The following is an 18,606-nucleotide window of genomic DNA, read 5'->3' as shown; positions in this document are numbered from 1 at the left end:
GATGGAGCACTCCACCACCGCCGTTTCGGGCTCTGTGCGCTGTGGGCGAAGTCTGAAAGCACCGCCGACGCGCGCGTACATTACTATTGGGGCATGAGCACCGAGTCTGGGCGCGGTCGAGCGACCCGCATCGCGCTCATCGCGCTGCTCGCAGTGGCCGTCATGGTGCTGGCGGTGGTGATCGCCGTGCTGCTGCCGATCCTCACGCACACGAGCGCGGGCGGCTCGGGCCAGCAGGTGCCGACCGACTTCGTTTCGTCGTCGCAGGCGACCGGCGACGACGGGCGAGTGCGCGAGCTGCGCGTCGAGAGCGCCGACGGCGCACCGGCCGATCTCGGCGCGGTCGCCGCCGGCGATACGTTCGCCATCACCGGATCCGGCTTCGATGCCGGCATCGGCATATACGTCTCGGTCTGCGCGATCCCGGACACGCCCGCGCAGAAGCCGGGACCCTGCCTCGGAGGCATCCCCGAGGGAGCGGAGGAGGGGAACGCTGCGACGGAGGACCTCACGAGCGCCTGGGTCACCGACGACTGGGCCTGGCGCGCCTTCGCGACCCACCGGTACTCCGTCGCCTCGGCAGGGACGTTCGCAGTCGAGCTGACCGTGCCGGCGGCCGCGAGCAACGGCATCGACTGCCGCGAGACGCGCTGCGCCATCACGACGCGGGCCGACCACACGGCGAGCGACGACCGGGCGCAGGACATGCTGCTGCCCGTGCGCTACGCCGACTGACGCCGCGCCGTCCGCACGGGCTACGCGGAGAGCGGGCCGAGCACCAGCGTCGCGACCGTGGTGATCGCGAGCCCCGCGAGCGCGCCGATCACGGTGCCGTTGATGCGGATGAACTGCAGATCCTTACCGACCTGCAACTCGATCTTCTCGGCCGCCTCGCGCGCGTCCCAGCGCTGCACGGTCTCCGACACCACGTTCGCGAGGTCGTGGCGGTAGCGTCGCACGAGGTGCTCCACGACCTCCATCACCCAGACATCGATCTTGAACTGCAGCGTGGGGTCGTCGCGCAGACGCTGACCGAAATCGACGAGCGCCCGGGTCATGCGCAGGCGCAGCTCGCTCCCCGGATCGCCGAGCATCTCGACGAGCGCCGCCCGCGCGGTGTCCCAGGTCGCCGACGCGAGCGCTCGGATGCGCGGGCTGTCGAAGACGTCGTGCTTGAACTCCTCGAGCTGCTGCTGCAGGCGCTCCTGGTGCTGCAGATCCTCCGCGAGATCGGTGAGGAAGCGGGTGATGGCGGCGCGCGCCGGATGCCCGGGCTCCGTCGCCACGGCTTCGGCGAAGCGCACGGCCTCGGCGTGCAGCCGCTGGTCGAGGAAGCGGTCGACGATGCTCGGCACCCAGGTCGGCATGCGCGACGAGAGCACGCTGTCGAAGGCGTCGGGGTGCGCTACCAGCCACTCGCCGAGGCGGTGCGCCGCGATCTCGACGAGTGCCTCGTGGTGGCCCTCGGCGACGAACGACGCCGTCGCGCGGCCGAAGAGCGGCCCCCATTCCGGGTCGACGACGTGGCGCCGCACGAGCGACTCGACGAGCTCCTGCACATCGTTGTCGTCGAGCACCGTCAGCGCCCCGAGCGCCGCATCCGAGATCATCTCGGCCACGCGCTCCGCGTGGCCCGATCCCTGGAGCCAGTTGCCCGCCATGCGCGCCCCGCTGATCTCGGAGAGCTTGTCGTGCACGACGTCGTCAGCGAGAAAGTTCTCCTCGATGAACGAGCCGAGGCCCTCGCCGATGTCGTCCTTGCGATTCGCGATCAGATTCGTGTGGGGGATGGGCAGCCCGAGCGGGTGGCGGAACAGCGCCGTGACCGCGAACCAGTCGGCGAGCGCGCCGACCATGCCGCCCTCGCTCGCGGCGCGCACGTACCCGAGCCACGGCAGCCGCTCCTGCAGCATGAACGAGACGACGAACACGACGAGCATGCCGAGCAGCAGTGCGACGGCCACGCCCTGCATGCGGCGCAGCGACGCGAGGCGTTCGAAGTCCGCCGGGGTAGTGGCTCCGAGAGTACGACGGTTCGCGATCAGGGGCATCCCTGCATTATCCACCCGAAGGCTGCTCGATGCCGCATGGGATACTGGACGCCATGCATCTTCTCACGGTCGTCAGTCTCAAGAACCGCGCCCTGATCGCGCTCGTGACGATCGTCGCAGCGGTGTTCGGCCTCATCGGCGTCGGGTCGCTGAAGCAGGAGCTCATGCCGTCGGTGCAGTTCCCGGCGATCGCCGTCGTCACCTCGTATCCGGGAGCGTCGCCCGAGGTGGTGAACAACGACGTGTCGGGCCCGATCGAGACCGCGCTGCGGGCCGTGCCGAGCCTCGAGAGCACGACCGCCACCTCGAGCACCGGGGCATCGATGGTCGTCGCGCAGTTCACCTACGGCGTCGACATCACCGCGACCGAGCAGAAGGTCGAGCGCGCGATCAGCCGCATCTCCGAGCTGCTGCCCGCGGCCGCCGACTCGCAAGTGCTCTCGGGCAGCATCGACGACTTCCCCGTGATCCAGATCTCGGTCGCGCCGGCCGAAGGCGAGACGCCCGAGCAGGCGGCCGCGACCATCGAGCGCCTCGCCATCCCCGAGCTCAGCGACATCGAGGGCGTGCGCGACGCGCAGCTCACCGGCGCCCGCCCCGACCGCATCACGATCGCGCCGTGGCTCGACGTGCTCGCCGAGAACGGCATCGCCCCGCAGACACTCGGCGACACGCTGCAGCAGAGCGGGCTGCTCGTCGCCGCCGGCACCGTGACCGAGGGCGAGCGCACCCTCGCCATCGAAGCGGGCTCGGCGCTCACGGGCGTCGAAGACGTCGCGGCGCTGCCCATCCCCGGCACCGCGCTCACCATCGGCCAGGTCGGCGAGGTGCGACTCGAACCCGGCCCCGTCGAGAGCATCTCGCGCGTGGACGGCGCCCCTGCCCTGACGATCGCCGTCACCAAGATGTCCGCGGCCAACACGGTCGACGTCTCGCACGCGGTGCAGAGCTCGCTCGACGGCCTGCAGGAGCAGCTCGGCGGCGCGCAGCTGACCGTCATCTTCGACCAGGCGCCCTACATCGAGCAGTCGATCGAGACGCTCACCACCGAAGGGCTGCTCGGCCTGCTCTTCGCGGTGCTCGTGATCCTCGTCTTCCTGCTGTCGGTGCGGGCCACCCTCGTGACGGCGATCTCGATCCCGATGTCGGTGCTGCTCACCTTCATCGGCCTGAACTTCGCCGATTACACGCTCAACATGCTCACCCTCGGTGCGCTCACGATCTCGATCGGCAGGGTCGTCGACGACTCCATCGTGGTCATCGAGAACATCAAGCGGCATCTCGGCGAGCGGCCCGACGACGAACGGGCCCGTACCATCGTCACGGCAGTGCGCGAGGTCGCCGGCGCCATCACCGCCTCGACCATTACGACCGTCGCCGTGTTCCTGCCGATGGCGTTCGTCGACGGTATGGTCGGCGAGCTCTTCCGCCCCTTCGCGTTCACCGTCACCATCGCGCTCATCGCCTCGCTGCTCGTGTCGCTCACGATCGTGCCAGTGCTCGCGCACTGGTTCCTGCGCATCTCGCACCGCGGCGCGACGCCCGCCGCACCGCGGCCCGAACCGCGCGACACCTGGCTGCAGCGCGCCTACCGCCCCGTCATCGACTGGACGCTCAAGGGCCGCGGCCCCGCACTCACCCTCGGCGCCGCCGTGATCGTCGCAGGGCTCACCGGCGCGCTCGCCGCGACTCCGCTGCTGAAGACCAGCTTCATGGGCGATCAGGGTCAGAACTCCGTCGGCCTCGTGCAGACCCTCGCGCCCGGCACGAGCCTCGACGCGCAGCTCGCGCAGGCCGAACGCGTCGAGGAGGCCCTGAACGGCGTCGACGGCATCGAGACGGTGCAGGTCACGATCGGCAGCGCCGGCGGCGGCATGGCCGCCATCTTCGGCGGGGGCGGCGACGGCGCCGTCACCTACTCGATCACGACCGACGCCGACGCCGACCAGGCCGCGCTGCAGGAGCGGATCCGCGGCGCAGTGGACGCCCTCGACGACGCGGGCGAGTTCTCGCTCGGCCAATCCGACGGCGGCGTCACCGCCTCGAGCAGCATCGCCGTCACCGTCGAGGCCCCCGACCAGGCGACCCTGGCAGAGGCGAGCGACGCGGTCGTCGCGGCGCTCGCGGAGCAGCCGTCGCTGGAACAGGTCGAGAGCGATCTCGCGCAGTCGCGCCCGTTCCTCAAGGTCGCCGTCGATCGCGCAGCCGCGGCCCAGTTCGGGTTGACCGAGACCGCGGTCGCCATGCAGGTCGCGCAGCAGATGCAGCCGCAGCAGATCGGCCAGATCGTCGTCGACGAGACCAGCACGGCCGTCTACCTCGCGGTCGGCGTGCCACCGACCGACCAGGCCGGAGTCGCGGCCCTCGGCATCCAGAGCGCGCTCGGCCCGGTCGCCCTCTCGCAGGTCGCCGCGGTCGAGGTCGCCGACGGCCCGGTCACCGTGCGCAGCGAAGACGGCGCCCGGGTGGTGACCGTCTCGGCGCTGCCGAAGAGCGACGACCTCGGCGCCGCCGGCCTCGAGGTGACCGCCGCGCTCGACTCGGTGCAGCTGCCCGAGGGCGCGAACGCGAGCATCGGCGGCGTTATGGCGCAGCAGAGCGAAGCGTTCGAACAGCTCGGGCTCGCGCTGCTGGCCGCGATCCTCATCGTCTACGTCGTGATGGTCGCCACCTTCCGCAGCCTGCTGCAGCCGCTGCTGCTGCTCGTCTCGGTGCCGTTCGCGGCCACGGGCGCGCTGCTGCTGCTCGTCGCGACCGGCATCCCGCTCGGCGTCGCATCGCTCATCGGCGTGCTCATGCTCGTCGGCATCGTCGTGACGAACGCGATCGTGCTCATCGACCTGGTGAACCAGTACCGAGAGCGCGGCGACTCTCTGCACGATGCCGTGACGCACGGCGCGATGCAGCGTCTGCGCCCCATCGTGATGACCGCGCTCGCCACGATCCTCGCCCTCACCCCGATGGGCATCGGCATCACCGGGAAGGGCGGGTTCATCTCCCAGCCGCTCGCAGTCGTCGTCATCGGCGGCCTGCTCTCGTCGACGGTCCTCACCCTCATCGTGCTGCCCGCACTGTACTACGTCGTCGAACGCGGCCGTGAGAACCGGCGCGATCGCCGGGTTCGCGCAGCCGCCCCGGACGGACCCGTGCCCGCGCTGACGGGGGCCGATGCCGACGCCGCGCTCGCAGCTCCCGGTTCGGGGACGCCCACCGCTGCGGAGCCGGCCGGGCGCCCCATGGCGGTCGCTCCGTGGGTGATCGACGCCGAGCCCGTGGCCGCCTGGGAGCCCGTGGCGGCCGCTGAGCCCGAGATCGATGCCGCGCCCGAGATCGATGCCGCGCCCGAGATCGTCGCTGAGCCTGAGCCTGAGCCTGAGCCAGATGTCTTCGCGGAGCTGTTCGGCGAGCACGAGCACGAGTCTGAGTCGGAGTCTGAGTCGGAGCCGGAGCCGGAGCCGGACGGTGAGCCCGATCCGGAGTCCGCTGGTGCTCCGAATCCCGAGTTCACCCCCGAACCGGAAAGCGCGGCCGAGCGGGACTGCGCACCACCGACGGCGTCAGAGGCCTTGCCCGCGCCTGCGCAGACCGCCGACCCGGAGACGCAGCGCCGCATCCTCGAGGAGCTCATGCGGGTCGGAATGTCGGCCCCCGAGGTGTCGGGCCACGCCGGGCACGCCGAATCGCAACCGGCAGCGCCCGTGCCCGTCGCAGACGAGCCCGAACCCGACTGGGATGAACTCATGCGCCAGGCGCTGCTCGACACCGACGCCGAAGCGGGCGTCGAGTCCGAATCCGATACCGGCGCAAGCTCCGCCTCCGGAGCCCCAGCGGACTCCGAGGCGGACGGCACGCGCGGCGACCAGGAAGGCCGGTAACCATGGCCCAGAAGAAGAATCGCGGGTTCAAAGCGCCCGCCGATTACGACCCGCGACGCGGCGGCAAGGGCGGCAAGAACCTCAGAGGGCGCAAGTACGGTACGGAAGCGACGCGCGGTACCGACGCGCCGCGTTCGCGCGATCGGGACCGGGGTCGCGACCGCAGCGCGGCGCAGTCGACCGACCCGATCGACGGGCGATCGCGCCGGCAGCAGAGCGACCCGCAGCGCCGAGAGGCGCAGCCCCGGCTCGAGCGGATCGAAGCGCAGCGCACGACGGCCGCCGACGTGCGCGGCATGACCTTCGCGGACCTCGGGCTCGGCGGCAACATCGTGCGCACCCTCGGCGAGCTCGGCGCCGATCGACCGTTCCCGATCCAGGCCGCGACCATCCCCGACGCCGTCGCGGGCCGCGACGTGCTCGGCCGCGCGCGCACGGGCTCGGGCAAGACGATCGCGTTCGGCGCGGCGCTCGTCGAGCGCCTGCTGAAGCTCAAGGCCGAGGGAGCGTTCGCCGCCGATCCCCGGGCGCAGAAGCACCAGCCGAAGACACCGCGCGGCGAGCGGGCCCCGCGCACTCCTGCGCGAGCCGCCCGTAACCCGAAGGCGCTCATCCTCGCTCCGACGCGCGAGCTGGCGCTGCAGATCGACCGCACGGTGCAGCCGATCGCGCGCTCCGTCGGCTTCTACACGGCGCAGCTCGTCGGCGGCGTGCCGATCGACCCGCAGGTGCACGCCCTCGAGCGCGGCATCGACATCGTGATCGGCACCCCCGGGCGGGTGCAGGATCTCGTGAACCGTCGCAAGCTCGACCTGCGCGAGGTACTCGTATCGGTGCTCGACGAGGCCGACCACATGTGCGAACTCGGCTTCCTCGAACCCGTGCAGCGCATTCTGCGGCAGACCGAGCGCGGCGGCCAGCGGCTGCTCTTCTCGGCGACGCTCGACAGCGGCGTCTCAGAGCTCGTCGCCGAGTTCCTGCGCGACCCCGCCGCGCACGAGGCCGAAGAGGCCGCCGCCGGCGGCACCGAGCATCGCGTGCTGCTCGTGATGCGCGAGGACAAGCAGCGGGCGCTCGTCGAGCTCGCCTCGCAGCCCGGGCGCATCATGGTGTTCTGCCGCACGCGGGCCTTCGCCGAGCAGGTCTCCGAGCTGCTGCAGGACGCGGGCATCAAAGCGACCTCGCTGCACGGCGACCTGAGCCAGGCACGGCGCGAACGCAGCCTCGCGAAGTTCTCCGAAGGCAGGGCGCGCGTGCTCGTCGCGACCGATGTCGCGGCCCGGGGCATCCACGTCGACCGCGTCGACCTCGTGCTGCAGGCCGACCCGCCAGACGACTACAAGGCCTATCTGCACCGCGCCGGCCGCACGGGCCGCGCGGGCGCCGACGGGCGGGTCATCACGCTGATCCCGCGCACCCGGCAGAAGCGCACCCGCGAACTGTTCGCCGAGGCAGGCATCGAGCCCGACTTCTTCGGCGATTTCCGCCCCGGCGGGCAGTAGCGGCAAAGCGCGAAGGGACACCGCATGACCGAAGACCAGCAGCCCTCGCAGGGCCTGCAGCCTCCGCAGCTCGTGCCCGGGCAGGCTCCGCCGCCGTACCCGACGTGGGCGCCGCGGCCGTCGGGGCGAAAGTTCTGGGCGCTCGGCTTCCTCGCCTTCATCCCGTGGGCAGGGTGGATCGTGGCGCCCATCGTGCTGCTCGTGCAGCAGGCGAACGTGCGGCGCGACCCGTCGCCGGTCGTGCGGGAGAACGCGCGCTGGGCGGCGAACTGGATGCTGACGGCGACGCTCGCGATGATCATCGGCCTCGGCGGTCTGCTCGCCGCTGCGGTCTTCGGGCAGATCGCGATCGACGCGGGCGGCAGCTTCGAACTGATGCCGCTCGTCGTGATGAGCGCCGTGCTCATGGTCCTCATGCAGCTCGCCCATGCCGTGATCTCGCTCATCGGCACCATCCTCGCCGCCGACCGGGTATTCGACCCGGTCGCCGTGATCCGCTTCATCCCTCCGGTCGATGGCTGACAATCCGCGACACTGAATTTTGGCGGGTTGCCACAAACTCCTCCGGGAAGCGCCGGAGCCCGATTGTGCGCCGGTGCCCGACCGGTGGCACCCGCGCGCGGGCGGCCGTAGCCTGAGTACCACGCGGAGGCCGAGCGTGCCCGGCACGCCCGGACCGGCCTTCGCACGAGCATCGCCCCGAGGCCCCGAACGGCCCCGCATCGAAGGAGCACCGATGAGTGAGAACACCGCACGCACCGAACCGCGCATGAACGTCGCCGAGGTCGGCGATGCACTGCTCGGCAAGTGGAAGCAGGAGCGCCTCGAGTCGCGCGCGCTCGCCGCCGACCCCCGGCTGCACACCGCGCAGGGCACCCCCATGGACGAGTTCCGCGAGCGCGCCCTCGGCCAGCTGCAGGTGCTCGTCGACGCCGGAGCGATCCAGCGCGCCTTCCCGAGCGATCTCGGCGGCGGCGACAACCACGGCGGCAACATCGCCGCATTCCAGGAGCTCGTGCTCGCCGACCCCTCGATGCAGATCAAGAGCGGTGTGCAGTGGGGCCTCTTCGGCGCCGCCGTGCTGCACCTCGGCACGCGGCAGCACCACGAGAAGTGGCTGCCGCAGATCATGAGCCTGGAACTGCCCGGCGCCTTCGCGATGACCGAGATCGGCCACGGCTCCGACGTGGCCTCGATCGGCACGACCGCGACCTACGACCCCGACACCGAGGAGTTCGAGATCCACACCCCCTTCGCCGGGGCGTGGAAGGAGTTCCTCGGCAATGCCGCGCTGCACGGCCAGGCGGCGGTCGTCTTCGCCCAGCTCATCACGCAGGGCGTCAACCACGGCGTGCACGCCTTCTTCGTACCGATCCGGACGCGCGAGGGCGAGATGCTGCCGGGCATCGGCAGCGAGGACGACGGGGTCAAGGGCGGTCTCAACGGCATCGACAACGGCCGGCTGTACTTCACCCACGTGCGCATTCCGCGCGAGAACCTGCTCAACCGCTACGGCGACGTCGCCGCCGACGGCACCTACTCGTCGGCCATCGAGAGCCCCGGCCGCCGCTTCTTCACGATGATCGGCACCCTCGTGCAGGGGCGCGTCTCGCTCGACGGCGCCTCGGTGCGCGCCATGCAGGCGGCCCTCGCGATCGCGGTCAAGTACGGCAGCGAGCGCCGCCAGTTCCCCGGCGCCTCGGGCCGCGAGACCGTGCTGCTCGACTACGGCCGCCACCAGCGCCGCCTCATCCCGCGCATCGCCCAGACCTACGCCATGGCCTTCGCCGACGAGCGCCTGCTCACCGTGTTCGACGAGGTCTTCTCGGGGGCGCGCGACACCGACGAGAACCGCGAAGACCTCGAGACCCTCGCGGCGGCGTTCAAGCCGCTGTCGACCTGGGCGGCGCTCGATACGCTGCAGGAGGCGCGCGAGGCCTGCGGCGGCGCCGGATTCATGGCGAAGAACCGCCTCACCGGGTTGCGTCACGACCTCGACATCTACGTTACCTTCGAGGGCGACAACAACATCCTGCTGCAGCTCGTCGGCAAGCGCCTGCTCTCGGATTACGCGGCGCAGTTCGCTGGCGGCGACCGCGCAGCGCTCGCGAAGGCCGCCGCGAGCCAGATCGGCGACCGGGTCAGCCGCTTCGGCCTGCGCCAGATGGGGCAGAGCATCGCCGACCTCGGCCGCGTCGCCCGCTCGGTCGAGAGCATGCGCACCCCCGAGGCTCAGCGCGAACTGCTCACCGACCGCGTCGAGACGATGGTCGCCGAGATCGCCGTCGCGCTGCGCGACGCCACCAAGGGCATCGACAAGAGCGACAAGCGTGCCCGCGCCATCGCCACCGAGGACGCGTTCAACGCGCAGCAGAACAAGCTCATCGCGGCGGCGCGCGCGCACGCCGAGCTGCTGCAGTGGGAGGCCTTCACCGAGGGCATCGGCGAGCTGCGCGACGAGGGATCGCGCCAGGTGCTCACCTGGCTGCGCGACCTGTTCGGGCTCGGCCTCATCGAGCAGAACGCGGCGTGGTACCTCACGGCTGGCCGCATCTCGGGCCAGCGCGCCGAGGCCGTCACCGCCTACATCGACCGCCTCATCGGGCGCCTGCGCCCGCACGCGCTCGACCTCGTCGATGCCTTCGGTCTGACGCCCGAGCTGCTGCGCGCCGAGATCGCTACCGGCATCGAAGCCGAGCGCCAGCAGGAGGCACACGACTACGTCGAGGCGCAGAAGGCCGCCGGTCTCTGGCCGATCCACGAGAAGGAGCTGCGCGCCCGCGCGAAGGCCGAGGCCAAGGCCGCCGCGAAGGCCTAGGTGGATCGCCGGGGCCCGTGAAGGGCCCTGGTGATCCCTGCCGTGCCCGGCGATCCCTGTCGGGCCACGTCCGTCTCGCCCGTTGATCAGGTTTCTGCCGTATATCTGCCATTCGCCCCAGGGATCGGCCATATCTTCGGCCGAAGACATACCCTGGGGCGGGCGCCGGCGCCTGCGCGCCTCCCGCTCGTCGCCCTAAGGTGGAAGCATGACTGAACTGCGCACCCTGTACCCGCCGATCGAACCCCACGCATTCGGGCGACTGCCCGTCGGCGACGGGCAGCAGATCTTCTGGGAGGAATGCGGCAACCCCGAGGGCAAGCCCGTCGTGTTCCTCCACGGCGGTCCCGGCGGCGGCGCCAGCGCAGACCACCGCCGCTACTTCGACCCCGAGAAGTACCGCATCGTGCTCTTCGATCAGCGCGGCTGCGGCCGCAGCCTGCCGCACGCGAGCGACCCCGAAGCCGACCTCAGCGCGAACACGACCTGGCACCTCGTCGCCGACATCGAGCGCCTGCGAGAGCACCTCGAGATCGACCGGTGGCAGGTCTTCGGCGGCTCATGGGGCTCGACTCTCGCCCTCGCCTACGCGCAGACCCACACCGAGCGGGTGACCGAGCTCGTGCTGCGCGGCATCTTCACGCTGCGCGAGACCGAGATCCACTGGTTCTACCAGGAGGGCGCCTCGCAGCTCTACCCGGACGCCTGGGAGCACTACCTCTCCGTCATCCCGGAGGCCGAGCGCGACGACCTCGTGCGGGCCTACCACCGGCGCCTCTTCGACGCCGACCCCGCCGTGCACGTGCCTGCGGCGGTCGAGTGGACGGTGTGGGAGAACTCGACGATCCGGCTGATCCCCGAAGCGCAGAGCATCGCCGCCGCCCGCGCCGATGAGACCTCTGCGGTCGCGTTCGCGCGCATCGAGAACCACTACTTCACGAACGGCGGCTGGCTCGAAGACGGGCAGCTCATCCGCGATGCGGGGGAGAAGCTGCGCGGCGTGCCCGGCGTGATCGTGCAGGGCCGCTACGACACCTGCACCCCGCCCCGCACCGCATGGGACCTGCACCGCGCCTGGCCCGAGGCCGCGTTCGAGATGATCGCCGACGCGGGCCACGCCGCGAGCGAGCCCGGCATCGTCGACGCCCTGGTCCGGGCAACCGACCGCTTCGCTCGTTCGGCTGGCGCAGTAGCGCCACCGGCCGATACTCAGAACGCGATGCGTTCTTCGTGATCGTCCGCCGACCGCTTCGCTCGTTCGGCTGGCGCAGTAGCGCCACCGGCCGATACTCAGAACGCGATGCGTTCTTCGTGATCGTCCGCCGACCGCTTCGCGGAATAGTCACCGCGGCGTCGCGCGGAAGGCGCGGCGAAGGGGGCCGGCGGCCCATACACTGAAGATGCGACGCAGCGCCGCCCCGACAGCCGCACAGCAACCCCGATGAGGAGCCCAGCATGACGTTCAACGAGAACGCGCGCATCGATACCAGCAAGGTCACGAAGCGGCGCGGGGGCATGAAGAAGGGCGGCATGATCGCGGGCGGCGGCGGTGCCATCGTGCTGCTCCTGCTGCTCGGCTCGCAGCTGCTCGGCGTCGACCTCACGGGCTTCGCGCCCGTCGCCGAGCAGGCGTTCGGCGGGGGCGCGGTCTCGCAGGAGTACCAGGGCGACCTCGAGAACTGCGCTACCGGCGCCGATGCGAACCGCGACGCCGAGTGCCGCATGGCCGGCACGAGCGACTCGCTCGACCGCTACTGGGCGGGCCAGATCGACGGGTATCGCAGCCCGGCCGATGTCGTGCTCTTCGAAGGCAGCACGCAGTCGCAGTGCGGTACGGCTTCGTCGGCGACGGGCCCGTTCTACTGCCCGCCCGAAGAAGCCATCTACGTCGATGTCGCCTTCTTCGACACGCTGAGTCAGGAGTACGGCGCCTCGGGCGGCCCGCTCGCCGAGATGTACGTGCTCGCGCACGAGTGGGGCCATCACGTGTCGAACCTGATCGGCTCCCTGCAGGGCGTCGGCCGCGACACCGGCCCGACCTCGGGCTCGGTGCGGCTCGAGCTGCAGGCCGACTGCTTCGCGGGCGCCTGGGTGCAGAACGCGTCGACGGTGCCCGACAGCCAGGGCGTGCCCTATTTGCAGCCGGTGACGCAGCAGGAGATCGCCGATGCGATGAGCGCTGCGGCGGCCGTCGGGGACGACCGCATCATGGAATCGGCAGGCGTCGGCGTCAACCCCGAGCGCTTCACCCACGGCACCTCCGAGCAGCGCCAGCGCTGGTTCCAGACCGGCTACCAGCAGGGCCCGACGGCCTGCGGTACCTTCGACGTGCCGGCCGCGCAGCTGTAGCGGAGAGCGGTGCGCCTAGCGCTTCTTGCGCCCGGCCGCCTGGCGCTTCTCGGCCTTCTTGCGCTCGGCCTTCGCTTTCGCCGCCGCGAGCTGCGCGCCGCGCGAGCCCGGCTTCGGCCCGGCCTTCTTGCTCGCCGCGGTCGCGGGGCGGGGCGGCTTCCGCTTCGCACGCTGCTCCGCGGCCTCGCCGACGCCAGGAGCGCTGTCGCTGCCGCCGTCGCCCGTGGACGCGGCCGTGCGTGAGCTGCGGGCCGTGCGGCCCCGCATGATTCCTGCGAGCTGCTGCACGTCCGATGCGTCGCGCGTCAGATCCCAGCTCGCCCAGACGACGCCGCCCTCGAGGTCGGTGTCACCGGTCACGGGCAGCACGGCGTGCTCTTTGCGCGACGAGAGCTGCCGGGCGAGCGGCAGCGGCAGCAGAATGGCACCGGCCCCCGTCGCGACGACCGCGAGTGCCGCTGCAGCGTTACGGGGCCTCCACGACGGGTCCGCGGCGGGCTCGGCGGCCGGCCACTGCTCCAGGTGATCCCCATGGTCCATGAGCCGCACGAGGGCCAGATCGGCCGCATCGATGCCCGGCTCGCCGGCGAGCTCGTGGTCGGCCGCGACGACGAGCGCGACCGCCTCGATGTACAGGCGCACGGCGTGCCGCGTGGGTTCGGGTGAGGCCGTGCCCTCGGGCAGGTCGCCGGGGCGGGTGCGCTCGAGCATGACATCGACGGGGCCGCCGTCGATGGGCCGGTGATCCCTGCCGTAGGTGACCCCGAGGGGCACGAGCTGGAGCGGCTCGCCGACCGCCTGCTGCCACCGCTTCGCCCACTTGCCGGGGGCCATGCCGCGCGCGAAGCCGAGGCGCAAGGGTCGATGCTCGCTCACAGGGCGACCTCCGAATAGATCTCGTGGGTGTAGGGGAGCCGCGCGGTCGACAGCGCGAGCCGGTAGTCCTCGGGGTGCCGGGCGTCGTATCCGCGAAGCGGCGTTCCCTCCTCGAGGTAGTGCGGCAGGGCGGGGCGCGCGTGCCCCTGCGGCGGGAGGCCGCTCGCCGGCACGACCCGCCACCAGGCGACGGCATGGCCGTAGAGCGCCAGTACGCGGCCGACGGCGCGCGGCGCCTCGGAGCCGATCGCGATGCCGACATCGCCGTAGGTCATGACACGCCCCTCGGGGATGCGCGCGACGATGCCGAGAACGGCTTCGGTGAACTCGGCGCTCGGCATGCTTCCAGAGTACGGCAGCTGTGCGATGCGGTGGCGCATTCGCGAGCGCCGTGGCTTCATTCGGAGATGGGAGCTCGATCGGATGGATTCGGGCCGGAATGTCCGACTGAGCTCTCGAATCCGACTGAGCTCACGGACGCAAGCAGCACTCGACAGGGATCGCCGCCGATCAACCGAGCGACGAGACCCCGAGCAGCATGCCGATCGTGTAGGTCGCCGCGACCGCGATACCGCCGAACACGAGCTGCCGCAGCGCCCCCTTCACCCAGTTATGACGCGCGAAGCGCGCCGCGAGGCCGCCGGCGACGAGGAGGCCCGCACCGCCGAATGCGAAACCCCAGCCGAGCGTGCCGAAGCCGAAGATGAAGGGGATGATCGGGATGAAAGCGCCTACCGCGAACGACAGGAACGACGAGAAGGCCGCGACCCAGGGCGAGGGGTGCCCGTCGGGGCTGAGACCAAGCTCCTGCATCAGGTGCAACTGCACGGCGCTGTCGCGGTTCTCCTGCACCTGAGAAGCAGCGGTGCGGGCGATCTCGGGGGTCATGCCGTAGCGCAGGAAGCGGCGCTCGAGTTCGGCCTGCTCGCCCTGCGGGTTCCGGGTGTGAGCCTGGACCTCGGCCGTCATCTCGGCGTCGAACTGCTCGTTCGCGGTGCGCACCGACGTGTACTCGCCGAGCGCCATCGAGATCGCGCCGGCGATGAGGCCCGAGATGCCCGTGATCGCCACGATGCCGGGGGCGGCGCCCGCCGCTGCGATACCGGCGATGAGTCCGACGTTCGAGACGAGGCCGTCCATCGCGCCGAAGACGCTCGCGCGCAGCCAGCCCGATGAGACATCGGCGTGGCTGTGATCGTACTCGTGCGGGTACGAGATGTCGTACTCGGTCATGTCGCTGCTCCCTGATCCGTGCGGCCGTGCGCGCAGGTCGCGCGCTGCGGCGCCCGGCCGATGATCCGCGGCCGCGCCTCGCACGAGGCATCACAGTAGCAACTTCCGGAGGCGAGGGAGAAGCCGGTCCACGACCTCGCCGCGGGGGCGCATTGATGTTCGGGAGGGCGAACTTTCGGGGCTGCGCGGGCGGTGCGCGTCTGGGGCGGTGCGCGGTAGGCTGTGCCGCGAGGCACGGAGAGCGCCGAGCCCGTGCACGGAGGAGACGAGATGAGTGGCGAAGCCAGCGGCCGAGTGGTGACGGGCGAGCGGGGTCCGGTGCTCGTGCTGGTGCGATCCCTGGCGCTGGCCGCCGAGGAGACCTGGGCGCATCTCACCGAGTCCGAGCTCACCGAGCAGTGGTTCGGGCCGTGGGAGGGAGATGCGAGGCCGGGCGGCGCCGTGCGGGTGCGCATGCGCTTCGAGGATCACGAGCCGGCCATCGGTATGCGCATCGACGCATGCGAGGCGCCGGCGCGGCTCGTGCTGCAGGCCGAGGAGGAGGTCGGGGGCTGGCACCTCGAGCTGCGGGTCGAGGAGGACGGCGAGGACGACTCGCTGCTGACCTTCATGCACCATCTCTCTGACGCCGACCTCGCGCAGGTCGGCGAGATCGGCCCCGGTTGGGAGTACTACCTCGATCTGCTCGTCGCCGCGACCGAGGGCACCGAGCGGCCGGGGTTCGACCAGTACTACCCGGCGCTGCGCGAGGCGTACCTGGTCTGGCAACGGTGAGGTCGGGATGGTGACGAAGCAGCCTGCGATGCGCCCGACCGGCGAGAGCATCGCCGAGGTGCTGGGCCGGGTCTCGGGCCCGAGGCGCGATGAGGCCGCCGAACTGGTCGCGCTGCTCGGCGCGGTGAGCGGCACCGAGCCCGTGGTATGGGCCGGCCGCATCATCGGCTTCGGCGAGTACGAGTACCGTTACGCGACCGGTCACGGCGGGCGCGCGCCCGAACTCGGCTTCGCGACGGGCTCGGCGAAGCACACGATCTATCTCATCGAGGGCTTCGCCGAACGCTGGCCCGGTCTGCTCGAGCGGCTCGGCAGGCATCGCGCGAGCCGCGTCTGCCTGTACCTGACGCGGCTGACCGGTATCGATCGCGAAGTGCTGCGCGAGCTGCTCGTGCGTTCGCTCGAGCTCAACCGCGAACGCTGGGGGAGCGCCGGCGGCGCCGACTGACCCCGCCGAGCTCCGCGGAGATGCTCCGGGGAGCCGCTCCGAAGGGCGGCGTCGCGCTACCTTCCGTGGAGGCGGGCCTGCAGCGTCTTGACCTCGTCAGCGAGCTCGGGTGCGGGGCCGCGGGTCGCGATGCCCGGGGCGACCGCCTCGACGGGCAGCGGGTTCACGGGGCCGGCCGGCACGTCCCATTCGGCAAGCCAGGCGGTGAGCTGCTCGGTGCTCGAGGCGTACACGATATCGGCGAGCCCGACCCACGCGTGCGCGGCCGAGCACATGGGGCAGTGCTCGCCCGAGGTGTAGACGGTGGAGCCGGCGCGCTCCGCGGGCGTCAGGTGGTTCGCCGCCCAGCGGGCGATCTCGAACTCGGGGTGCAGGGTGTGGTCGCCGCCCTTGACCCGGTTGCGATCCTCGAAGCGCACGGCGCCCGAGGCATCGACGAGGATCGAGCCGAACGGCTCGTCGCCGTCGTCGAGCGCTTCGCGGGCGAGCTCGACGCAGCGGCGCAGGTGGGCGAGGTCTTCGGGGGAGAGCGAGCGCGAATCGGTCATGCCGTCACGGTAGCAGGCCCGGCGGGCACGGGTTCGAGTGCTGCGCCGCCCGGCCCGTCAGCCGAGCGGGGAGTCGTGCATTACTCCGTAGCGGGCGCACACGAAGTCGCGGTTGCGGGCCGTGTCGAGCAGCTCGAGGTGCAGTCTGCGCGGGAAGAGCGGGCGGCCCTCTCCGAGCATGACGGGGGCGTACTGCACCCACACCTCGTCGAGCAGGCCGGCATCGGCGAACTGGCCGGCGAGATCGCCGCCGCCCATGACCCAGACGTCCTTGCCATCGGCGGCCCGAGCCGCCGCGGAGTGCATCTCGCGCACATCGCCCTGTACGAACCGGATGTCGGCGCCCTCGATCACGGGGAGGTCGCGGTGCGTGAACACCCATGCGGGCTGCTCGTACTGCCACCCCTCGTCGGCGGCGAGCAGCCATTCGTAGGTCGACGCGCCCATGACGAGCGCGCCGATGCCCGCCGAGAACGCGGGGTAGGCCATGGGGCCCTCGAAATCGAAGTCCTGCGCGAAGAGCCAGTCGAGCGAATGGTCGGGGGTCGCGATGAAGCCGTCGAGGCTCGAAGCGGTGTAGAAATGGGTGGCCATGCCTTCATCGTAGGCGTGCCGGGCGTACGAGTCGCTTAAGCTCGAAGCATGGAATCGGAGGCCTTCGCCCGCGCACTGCGCGAGGGGCGCCGCAAGGAGCGCCGCGACGGCGTGCTGCTGCTCGTCGTCGGCGCGGTCTTCATCGCGGCCGGGGTGCTGCTGATCGTGGTCGGCAACCGCTGGCTCGGGGCGACGGGCGCCGCCTTCGGCGCGATGGCGGTGTGCACGGGCATCGCGCACCTGCGCGGCAGCGAATCGGCCGCAGCCCGCATCCCGGTGCTGCTCATCGCCATCGCGATGGTCGTGACGGGCGTGCTCGCGGTGATCGCCGGCATCGCGACGCCCGGGGCGTGGGGCTGGCGCGGCGGCGGCGCTGGCGTAGTCGCAGGCGTGCTGTTCCTGGTGCTCGGCGCTGCCGGAATCGCGGCGTTCATCATCGCGTCCGTGCGTCGGCGCCGTCATCGCGTCTGAGGGCGGCGACGGGTCTGCCGCGAGTCGACTACGACCGCAGCGCGAGGTGCAGCAGCGGGTACGGGCGGCCGTCGCCGTCGAGTTCGCTGCGGCCGACCTGCACGAAGCCCCGACTGGTGTAGAAGCCGACAGCGGCCGGGTTCTGCTCGTTCACGTCGACCGTGTTCACGCCGTAGTGCGCGATCGCCTCGGCGAGCAGAGCCGAACCGATGCCGGCGCCGCGGGCCTCGTCAGTGATGAACAGCATCTCGAGGTTGCCCTCGGCCACTCCCGCGAAGCCCACGACCTCCGCGCCGCGCTCGGCGACGGTGAGCGCGACCGCGGGGAAGTAGTCGGCGGCGAGACGGGATTCGATGCGTGCGAAGTCGGCCTCGTCGAGGAAGTCGTGGGTCGCGCGCACGGCGCTGCGCCAGATCTCCACCAGCATCGGATACTCGTCCGCGCCGCGGCACGGGCGAATCAGGAGGTCAGCGGTCTGCCGGTCGTGCGAATCCATCGTCCCAGTATCCCATCGAATCGCACCGGAGCCTCCGTCGCGTCTCCTACGGTCGCCGTCGGTGCCCCTACGCACGCGCGGTGCCCTGATGGGCGGGGAATAACGGCACCTCGCGTCCAGAAGGGCACCTTCGACGGACAAAGCTATCCCGAGCCCTACCGGGCCCCGCTCCACGGTCGCTTGAAGAAGCACCCGCCGCAGGAGGTGCGTACTTGGGCCCGGAGACCATCAGCATCATCGTGGCGATGGCCACGTTCGCTGTGGTCACGATCGGCACGTCAGTGACGCTGGTGCGTCGCCTCGAAGCGCGGACGGACGCGCGATTCGAACAGGTCGCCTCGCATATGGATGCCCGCTTCTCCGAGCAGGGCGCACGGATCGACGGACTGTCAGCCGAACTCACCGAGGTGAAGATCTCGATCGCTCGACTCGAGGGGACTCCGCCGCGTCTCATGGGCACCCGTTGAGATGAGCCTGCAAGAAGCGGCACCGGCCGCACCCGAACTCTGCTGCCACCCGAGCTCGGGTGCGACGTGCTTCGCGAACGACTCGAGCACATGGAGGTTGTACT

General features: G+C 71.1%; 18 protein-coding genes. 11 read left to right on the top strand and 7 right to left on the bottom strand.

Translation table 11 applies throughout. The features are described 5' to 3' along the window. The first annotated feature begins 93 nt into the window (after positions 1-93). Positions 94-735 (top strand): hypothetical protein, encoded by a 642-nt coding sequence (locus tag ACUYTF_RS02110; RefSeq protein ID WP_434141061.1) that lies wholly within the window; start codon positions 94-96, stop codon positions 733-735. A 20-nt stretch (positions 736-755) separates the two neighbouring features. Here ACUYTF_RS02110 and ACUYTF_RS02105 read toward each other — a convergent pair whose 3' ends face one another. Next, positions 756-2,051, bottom strand: a complete 1,296-nt coding sequence (locus ACUYTF_RS02105; protein WP_434141063.1) for a DUF445 domain-containing protein — start codon at positions 2,049-2,051, stop codon at positions 756-758. 53 nt (positions 2,052-2,104) lie between these two features. On the opposite strand from ACUYTF_RS02105, the gene ACUYTF_RS02100 reads away from it, so the two are divergent. From ACUYTF_RS02100 to ypfJ, 6 genes are all read left to right on the top strand, one after another. Further along, positions 2,105-5,926, top strand: a complete 3,822-nt coding sequence (locus ACUYTF_RS02100; RefSeq protein ID WP_449279261.1) for an efflux RND transporter permease subunit — start codon at positions 2,105-2,107, stop codon at positions 5,924-5,926. 2 nt (positions 5,927-5,928) lie between these two features. After that, on the top strand, positions 5,929-7,428 hold the full coding sequence (locus ACUYTF_RS02095; RefSeq protein WP_434141065.1) for a DEAD/DEAH box helicase: 1,500 nt from the start codon (positions 5,929-5,931) through the stop codon (positions 7,426-7,428). Positions 7,429-7,452: 24 nt separating this feature from the next. After that, on the top strand, positions 7,453-7,950 hold the full coding sequence (locus ACUYTF_RS02090; RefSeq protein ID WP_434141066.1) for a hypothetical protein: 498 nt from the start codon (positions 7,453-7,455) through the stop codon (positions 7,948-7,950). 214 nt (positions 7,951-8,164) lie between these two features. Continuing rightward, on the top strand, positions 8,165-10,246 hold the full coding sequence (locus tag ACUYTF_RS02085) for an acyl-CoA dehydrogenase family protein (RefSeq protein WP_434141068.1): 2,082 nt from the start codon (positions 8,165-8,167) through the stop codon (positions 10,244-10,246). 208 nt (positions 10,247-10,454) lie between these two features. Continuing rightward, entirely contained in the window at positions 10,455-11,480 is a 1,026-nt protein-coding gene (gene pip / locus ACUYTF_RS02080) for a prolyl aminopeptidase (protein ID WP_434141069.1), read from the top strand. 221 nt (positions 11,481-11,701) lie between these two features. Further along, positions 11,702-12,595, top strand: coding sequence for a KPN_02809 family neutral zinc metallopeptidase (ypfJ, locus tag ACUYTF_RS02075; RefSeq protein ID WP_434141070.1), 894 nt, complete (start codon positions 11,702-11,704; stop codon positions 12,593-12,595). 15 nt (positions 12,596-12,610) lie between these two features. Here the strand turns inward: ypfJ and ACUYTF_RS02070 are convergent, their stop codons facing one another. The 3 genes from ACUYTF_RS02070 to ACUYTF_RS02060 form a co-directional block, all read right to left on the bottom strand. Next, positions 12,611-13,471: a LysR substrate-binding domain-containing protein gene (locus ACUYTF_RS02070; RefSeq protein ID WP_434141071.1), complete on the bottom strand. Its 861-nt coding sequence runs from the start codon at positions 13,469-13,471 to the stop codon at positions 12,611-12,613. Continuing rightward, positions 13,468-13,812: an MGMT family protein gene (locus ACUYTF_RS02065; RefSeq protein ID WP_434141073.1), complete on the bottom strand. Its 345-nt coding sequence runs from the start codon at positions 13,810-13,812 to the stop codon at positions 13,468-13,470. The genes ACUYTF_RS02070 and ACUYTF_RS02065 overlap by 4 nt, the downstream gene beginning before the upstream one ends. A 169-nt stretch (positions 13,813-13,981) precedes the next feature. After that, a complete protein-coding gene (locus ACUYTF_RS02060; RefSeq protein WP_434141074.1) occupies positions 13,982-14,704 on the bottom strand; it encodes a VIT1/CCC1 transporter family protein in 723 nt (240 codons plus the stop codon). Between the two features lie 270 nt (positions 14,705-14,974). Between ACUYTF_RS02060 and ACUYTF_RS02055 the strand changes: the two genes are divergently transcribed. Both ACUYTF_RS02055 and ACUYTF_RS02050 read left to right on the top strand, forming a co-directional pair. After that, positions 14,975-15,478, top strand: coding sequence for an SRPBCC domain-containing protein (locus ACUYTF_RS02055; protein WP_434141076.1), 504 nt, complete (start codon positions 14,975-14,977; stop codon positions 15,476-15,478). Between the two features lie 7 nt (positions 15,479-15,485). After that, positions 15,486-15,926 carry a DUF1801 domain-containing protein gene (locus ACUYTF_RS02050; protein WP_434141078.1) on the top strand — a complete coding sequence of 147 codons (441 nt, stop codon included), beginning with the start codon at positions 15,486-15,488 and terminating at the stop codon, positions 15,924-15,926. 56 nt (positions 15,927-15,982) lie between these two features. Here the strand turns inward: ACUYTF_RS02050 and ACUYTF_RS02045 are convergent, their stop codons facing one another. Both ACUYTF_RS02045 and ACUYTF_RS02040 read right to left on the bottom strand, forming a co-directional pair. Next, on the bottom strand, positions 15,983-16,474 hold the full coding sequence (locus ACUYTF_RS02045) for a nucleoside deaminase (protein WP_434141080.1): 492 nt from the start codon (positions 16,472-16,474) through the stop codon (positions 15,983-15,985). A gap of 57 nt (positions 16,475-16,531) precedes the next feature. Then, the gene (locus ACUYTF_RS02040; RefSeq protein ID WP_434141082.1) at positions 16,532-17,068 is read right to left on the bottom strand and encodes a dihydrofolate reductase family protein; all 537 of its coding nucleotides are present in this window, start codon (positions 17,066-17,068) and stop codon (positions 16,532-16,534) included. 48 nt (positions 17,069-17,116) lie between these two features. On the opposite strand from ACUYTF_RS02040, the gene ACUYTF_RS02035 reads away from it, so the two are divergent. After that, entirely contained in the window at positions 17,117-17,539 is a 423-nt protein-coding gene (locus tag ACUYTF_RS02035; RefSeq protein ID WP_434141083.1) for a hypothetical protein, read from the top strand. A 28-nt stretch (positions 17,540-17,567) separates the two neighbouring features. Here the strand turns inward: ACUYTF_RS02035 and ACUYTF_RS02030 are convergent, their stop codons facing one another. After that, positions 17,568-18,035, bottom strand: a complete 468-nt coding sequence (locus ACUYTF_RS02030; RefSeq protein WP_434141085.1) for a GNAT family N-acetyltransferase — start codon at positions 18,033-18,035, stop codon at positions 17,568-17,570. Between the two features lie 212 nt (positions 18,036-18,247). Between ACUYTF_RS02030 and ACUYTF_RS02025 the strand changes: the two genes are divergently transcribed. Continuing rightward, positions 18,248-18,502 carry a hypothetical protein gene (locus tag ACUYTF_RS02025; RefSeq protein ID WP_434141087.1) on the top strand — a complete coding sequence of 85 codons (255 nt, stop codon included), beginning with the start codon at positions 18,248-18,250 and terminating at the stop codon, positions 18,500-18,502. The last annotated feature ends 104 nt before the right edge of the window (positions 18,503-18,606 follow it).

The organism is Leucobacter sp. GX0328 (assembly GCF_053567315.1).
Note: the sequence above shows the minus strand (reverse complement) of the source record. Positions and strands in the feature narration are given on the sequence as shown.

What these genes read in the sequence shown, in the direction of transcription:
- ACUYTF_RS02110 (WP_434141061.1), top strand. Translation starts at nt 94, where the DNA reads ATGAGCACCGAGTCTGGGCGCGGTCGAGCGACCCGCATCGCGCTCATC.
- ACUYTF_RS02105 (WP_434141063.1), bottom strand. Translation starts at nt 2,051, where the DNA reads ATGCCCCTGATCGCGAACCGTCGTACTCTCGGAGCCACTACCCCGGCG.
- ACUYTF_RS02100 (WP_449279261.1), top strand. Translation starts at nt 2,105, where the DNA reads ATGCATCTTCTCACGGTCGTCAGTCTCAAGAACCGCGCCCTGATCGCG.
- ACUYTF_RS02095 (WP_434141065.1), top strand. Translation starts at nt 5,929, where the DNA reads ATGGCCCAGAAGAAGAATCGCGGGTTCAAAGCGCCCGCCGATTACGAC.
- ACUYTF_RS02090 (WP_434141066.1), top strand. Translation starts at nt 7,453, where the DNA reads ATGACCGAAGACCAGCAGCCCTCGCAGGGCCTGCAGCCTCCGCAGCTC.
- ACUYTF_RS02085 (WP_434141068.1), top strand. Translation starts at nt 8,165, where the DNA reads ATGAGTGAGAACACCGCACGCACCGAACCGCGCATGAACGTCGCCGAG.
- pip (WP_434141069.1), top strand. Translation starts at nt 10,455, where the DNA reads ATGACTGAACTGCGCACCCTGTACCCGCCGATCGAACCCCACGCATTC.
- ypfJ (WP_434141070.1), top strand. Translation starts at nt 11,702, where the DNA reads ATGACGTTCAACGAGAACGCGCGCATCGATACCAGCAAGGTCACGAAG.
- ACUYTF_RS02065 (WP_434141073.1), bottom strand. Translation starts at nt 13,812, where the DNA reads ATGCCGAGCGCCGAGTTCACCGAAGCCGTTCTCGGCATCGTCGCGCGC.
- ACUYTF_RS02060 (WP_434141074.1), bottom strand. Translation starts at nt 14,704, where the DNA reads ATGACCGAGTACGACATCTCGTACCCGCACGAGTACGATCACAGCCAC.
- ACUYTF_RS02055 (WP_434141076.1), top strand. Translation starts at nt 14,975, where the DNA reads ATGAGTGGCGAAGCCAGCGGCCGAGTGGTGACGGGCGAGCGGGGTCCG.
- ACUYTF_RS02050 (WP_434141078.1), top strand. Translation starts at nt 15,486, where the DNA reads ATGGTGACGAAGCAGCCTGCGATGCGCCCGACCGGCGAGAGCATCGCC.
- ACUYTF_RS02045 (WP_434141080.1), bottom strand. Translation starts at nt 16,474, where the DNA reads ATGACCGATTCGCGCTCGCTCTCCCCCGAAGACCTCGCCCACCTGCGC.
- ACUYTF_RS02040 (WP_434141082.1), bottom strand. Translation starts at nt 17,068, where the DNA reads ATGGCCACCCATTTCTACACCGCTTCGAGCCTCGACGGCTTCATCGCG.
- ACUYTF_RS02035 (WP_434141083.1), top strand. Translation starts at nt 17,117, where the DNA reads ATGGAATCGGAGGCCTTCGCCCGCGCACTGCGCGAGGGGCGCCGCAAG.
- ACUYTF_RS02030 (WP_434141085.1), bottom strand. Translation starts at nt 18,035, where the DNA reads ATGGATTCGCACGACCGGCAGACCGCTGACCTCCTGATTCGCCCGTGC.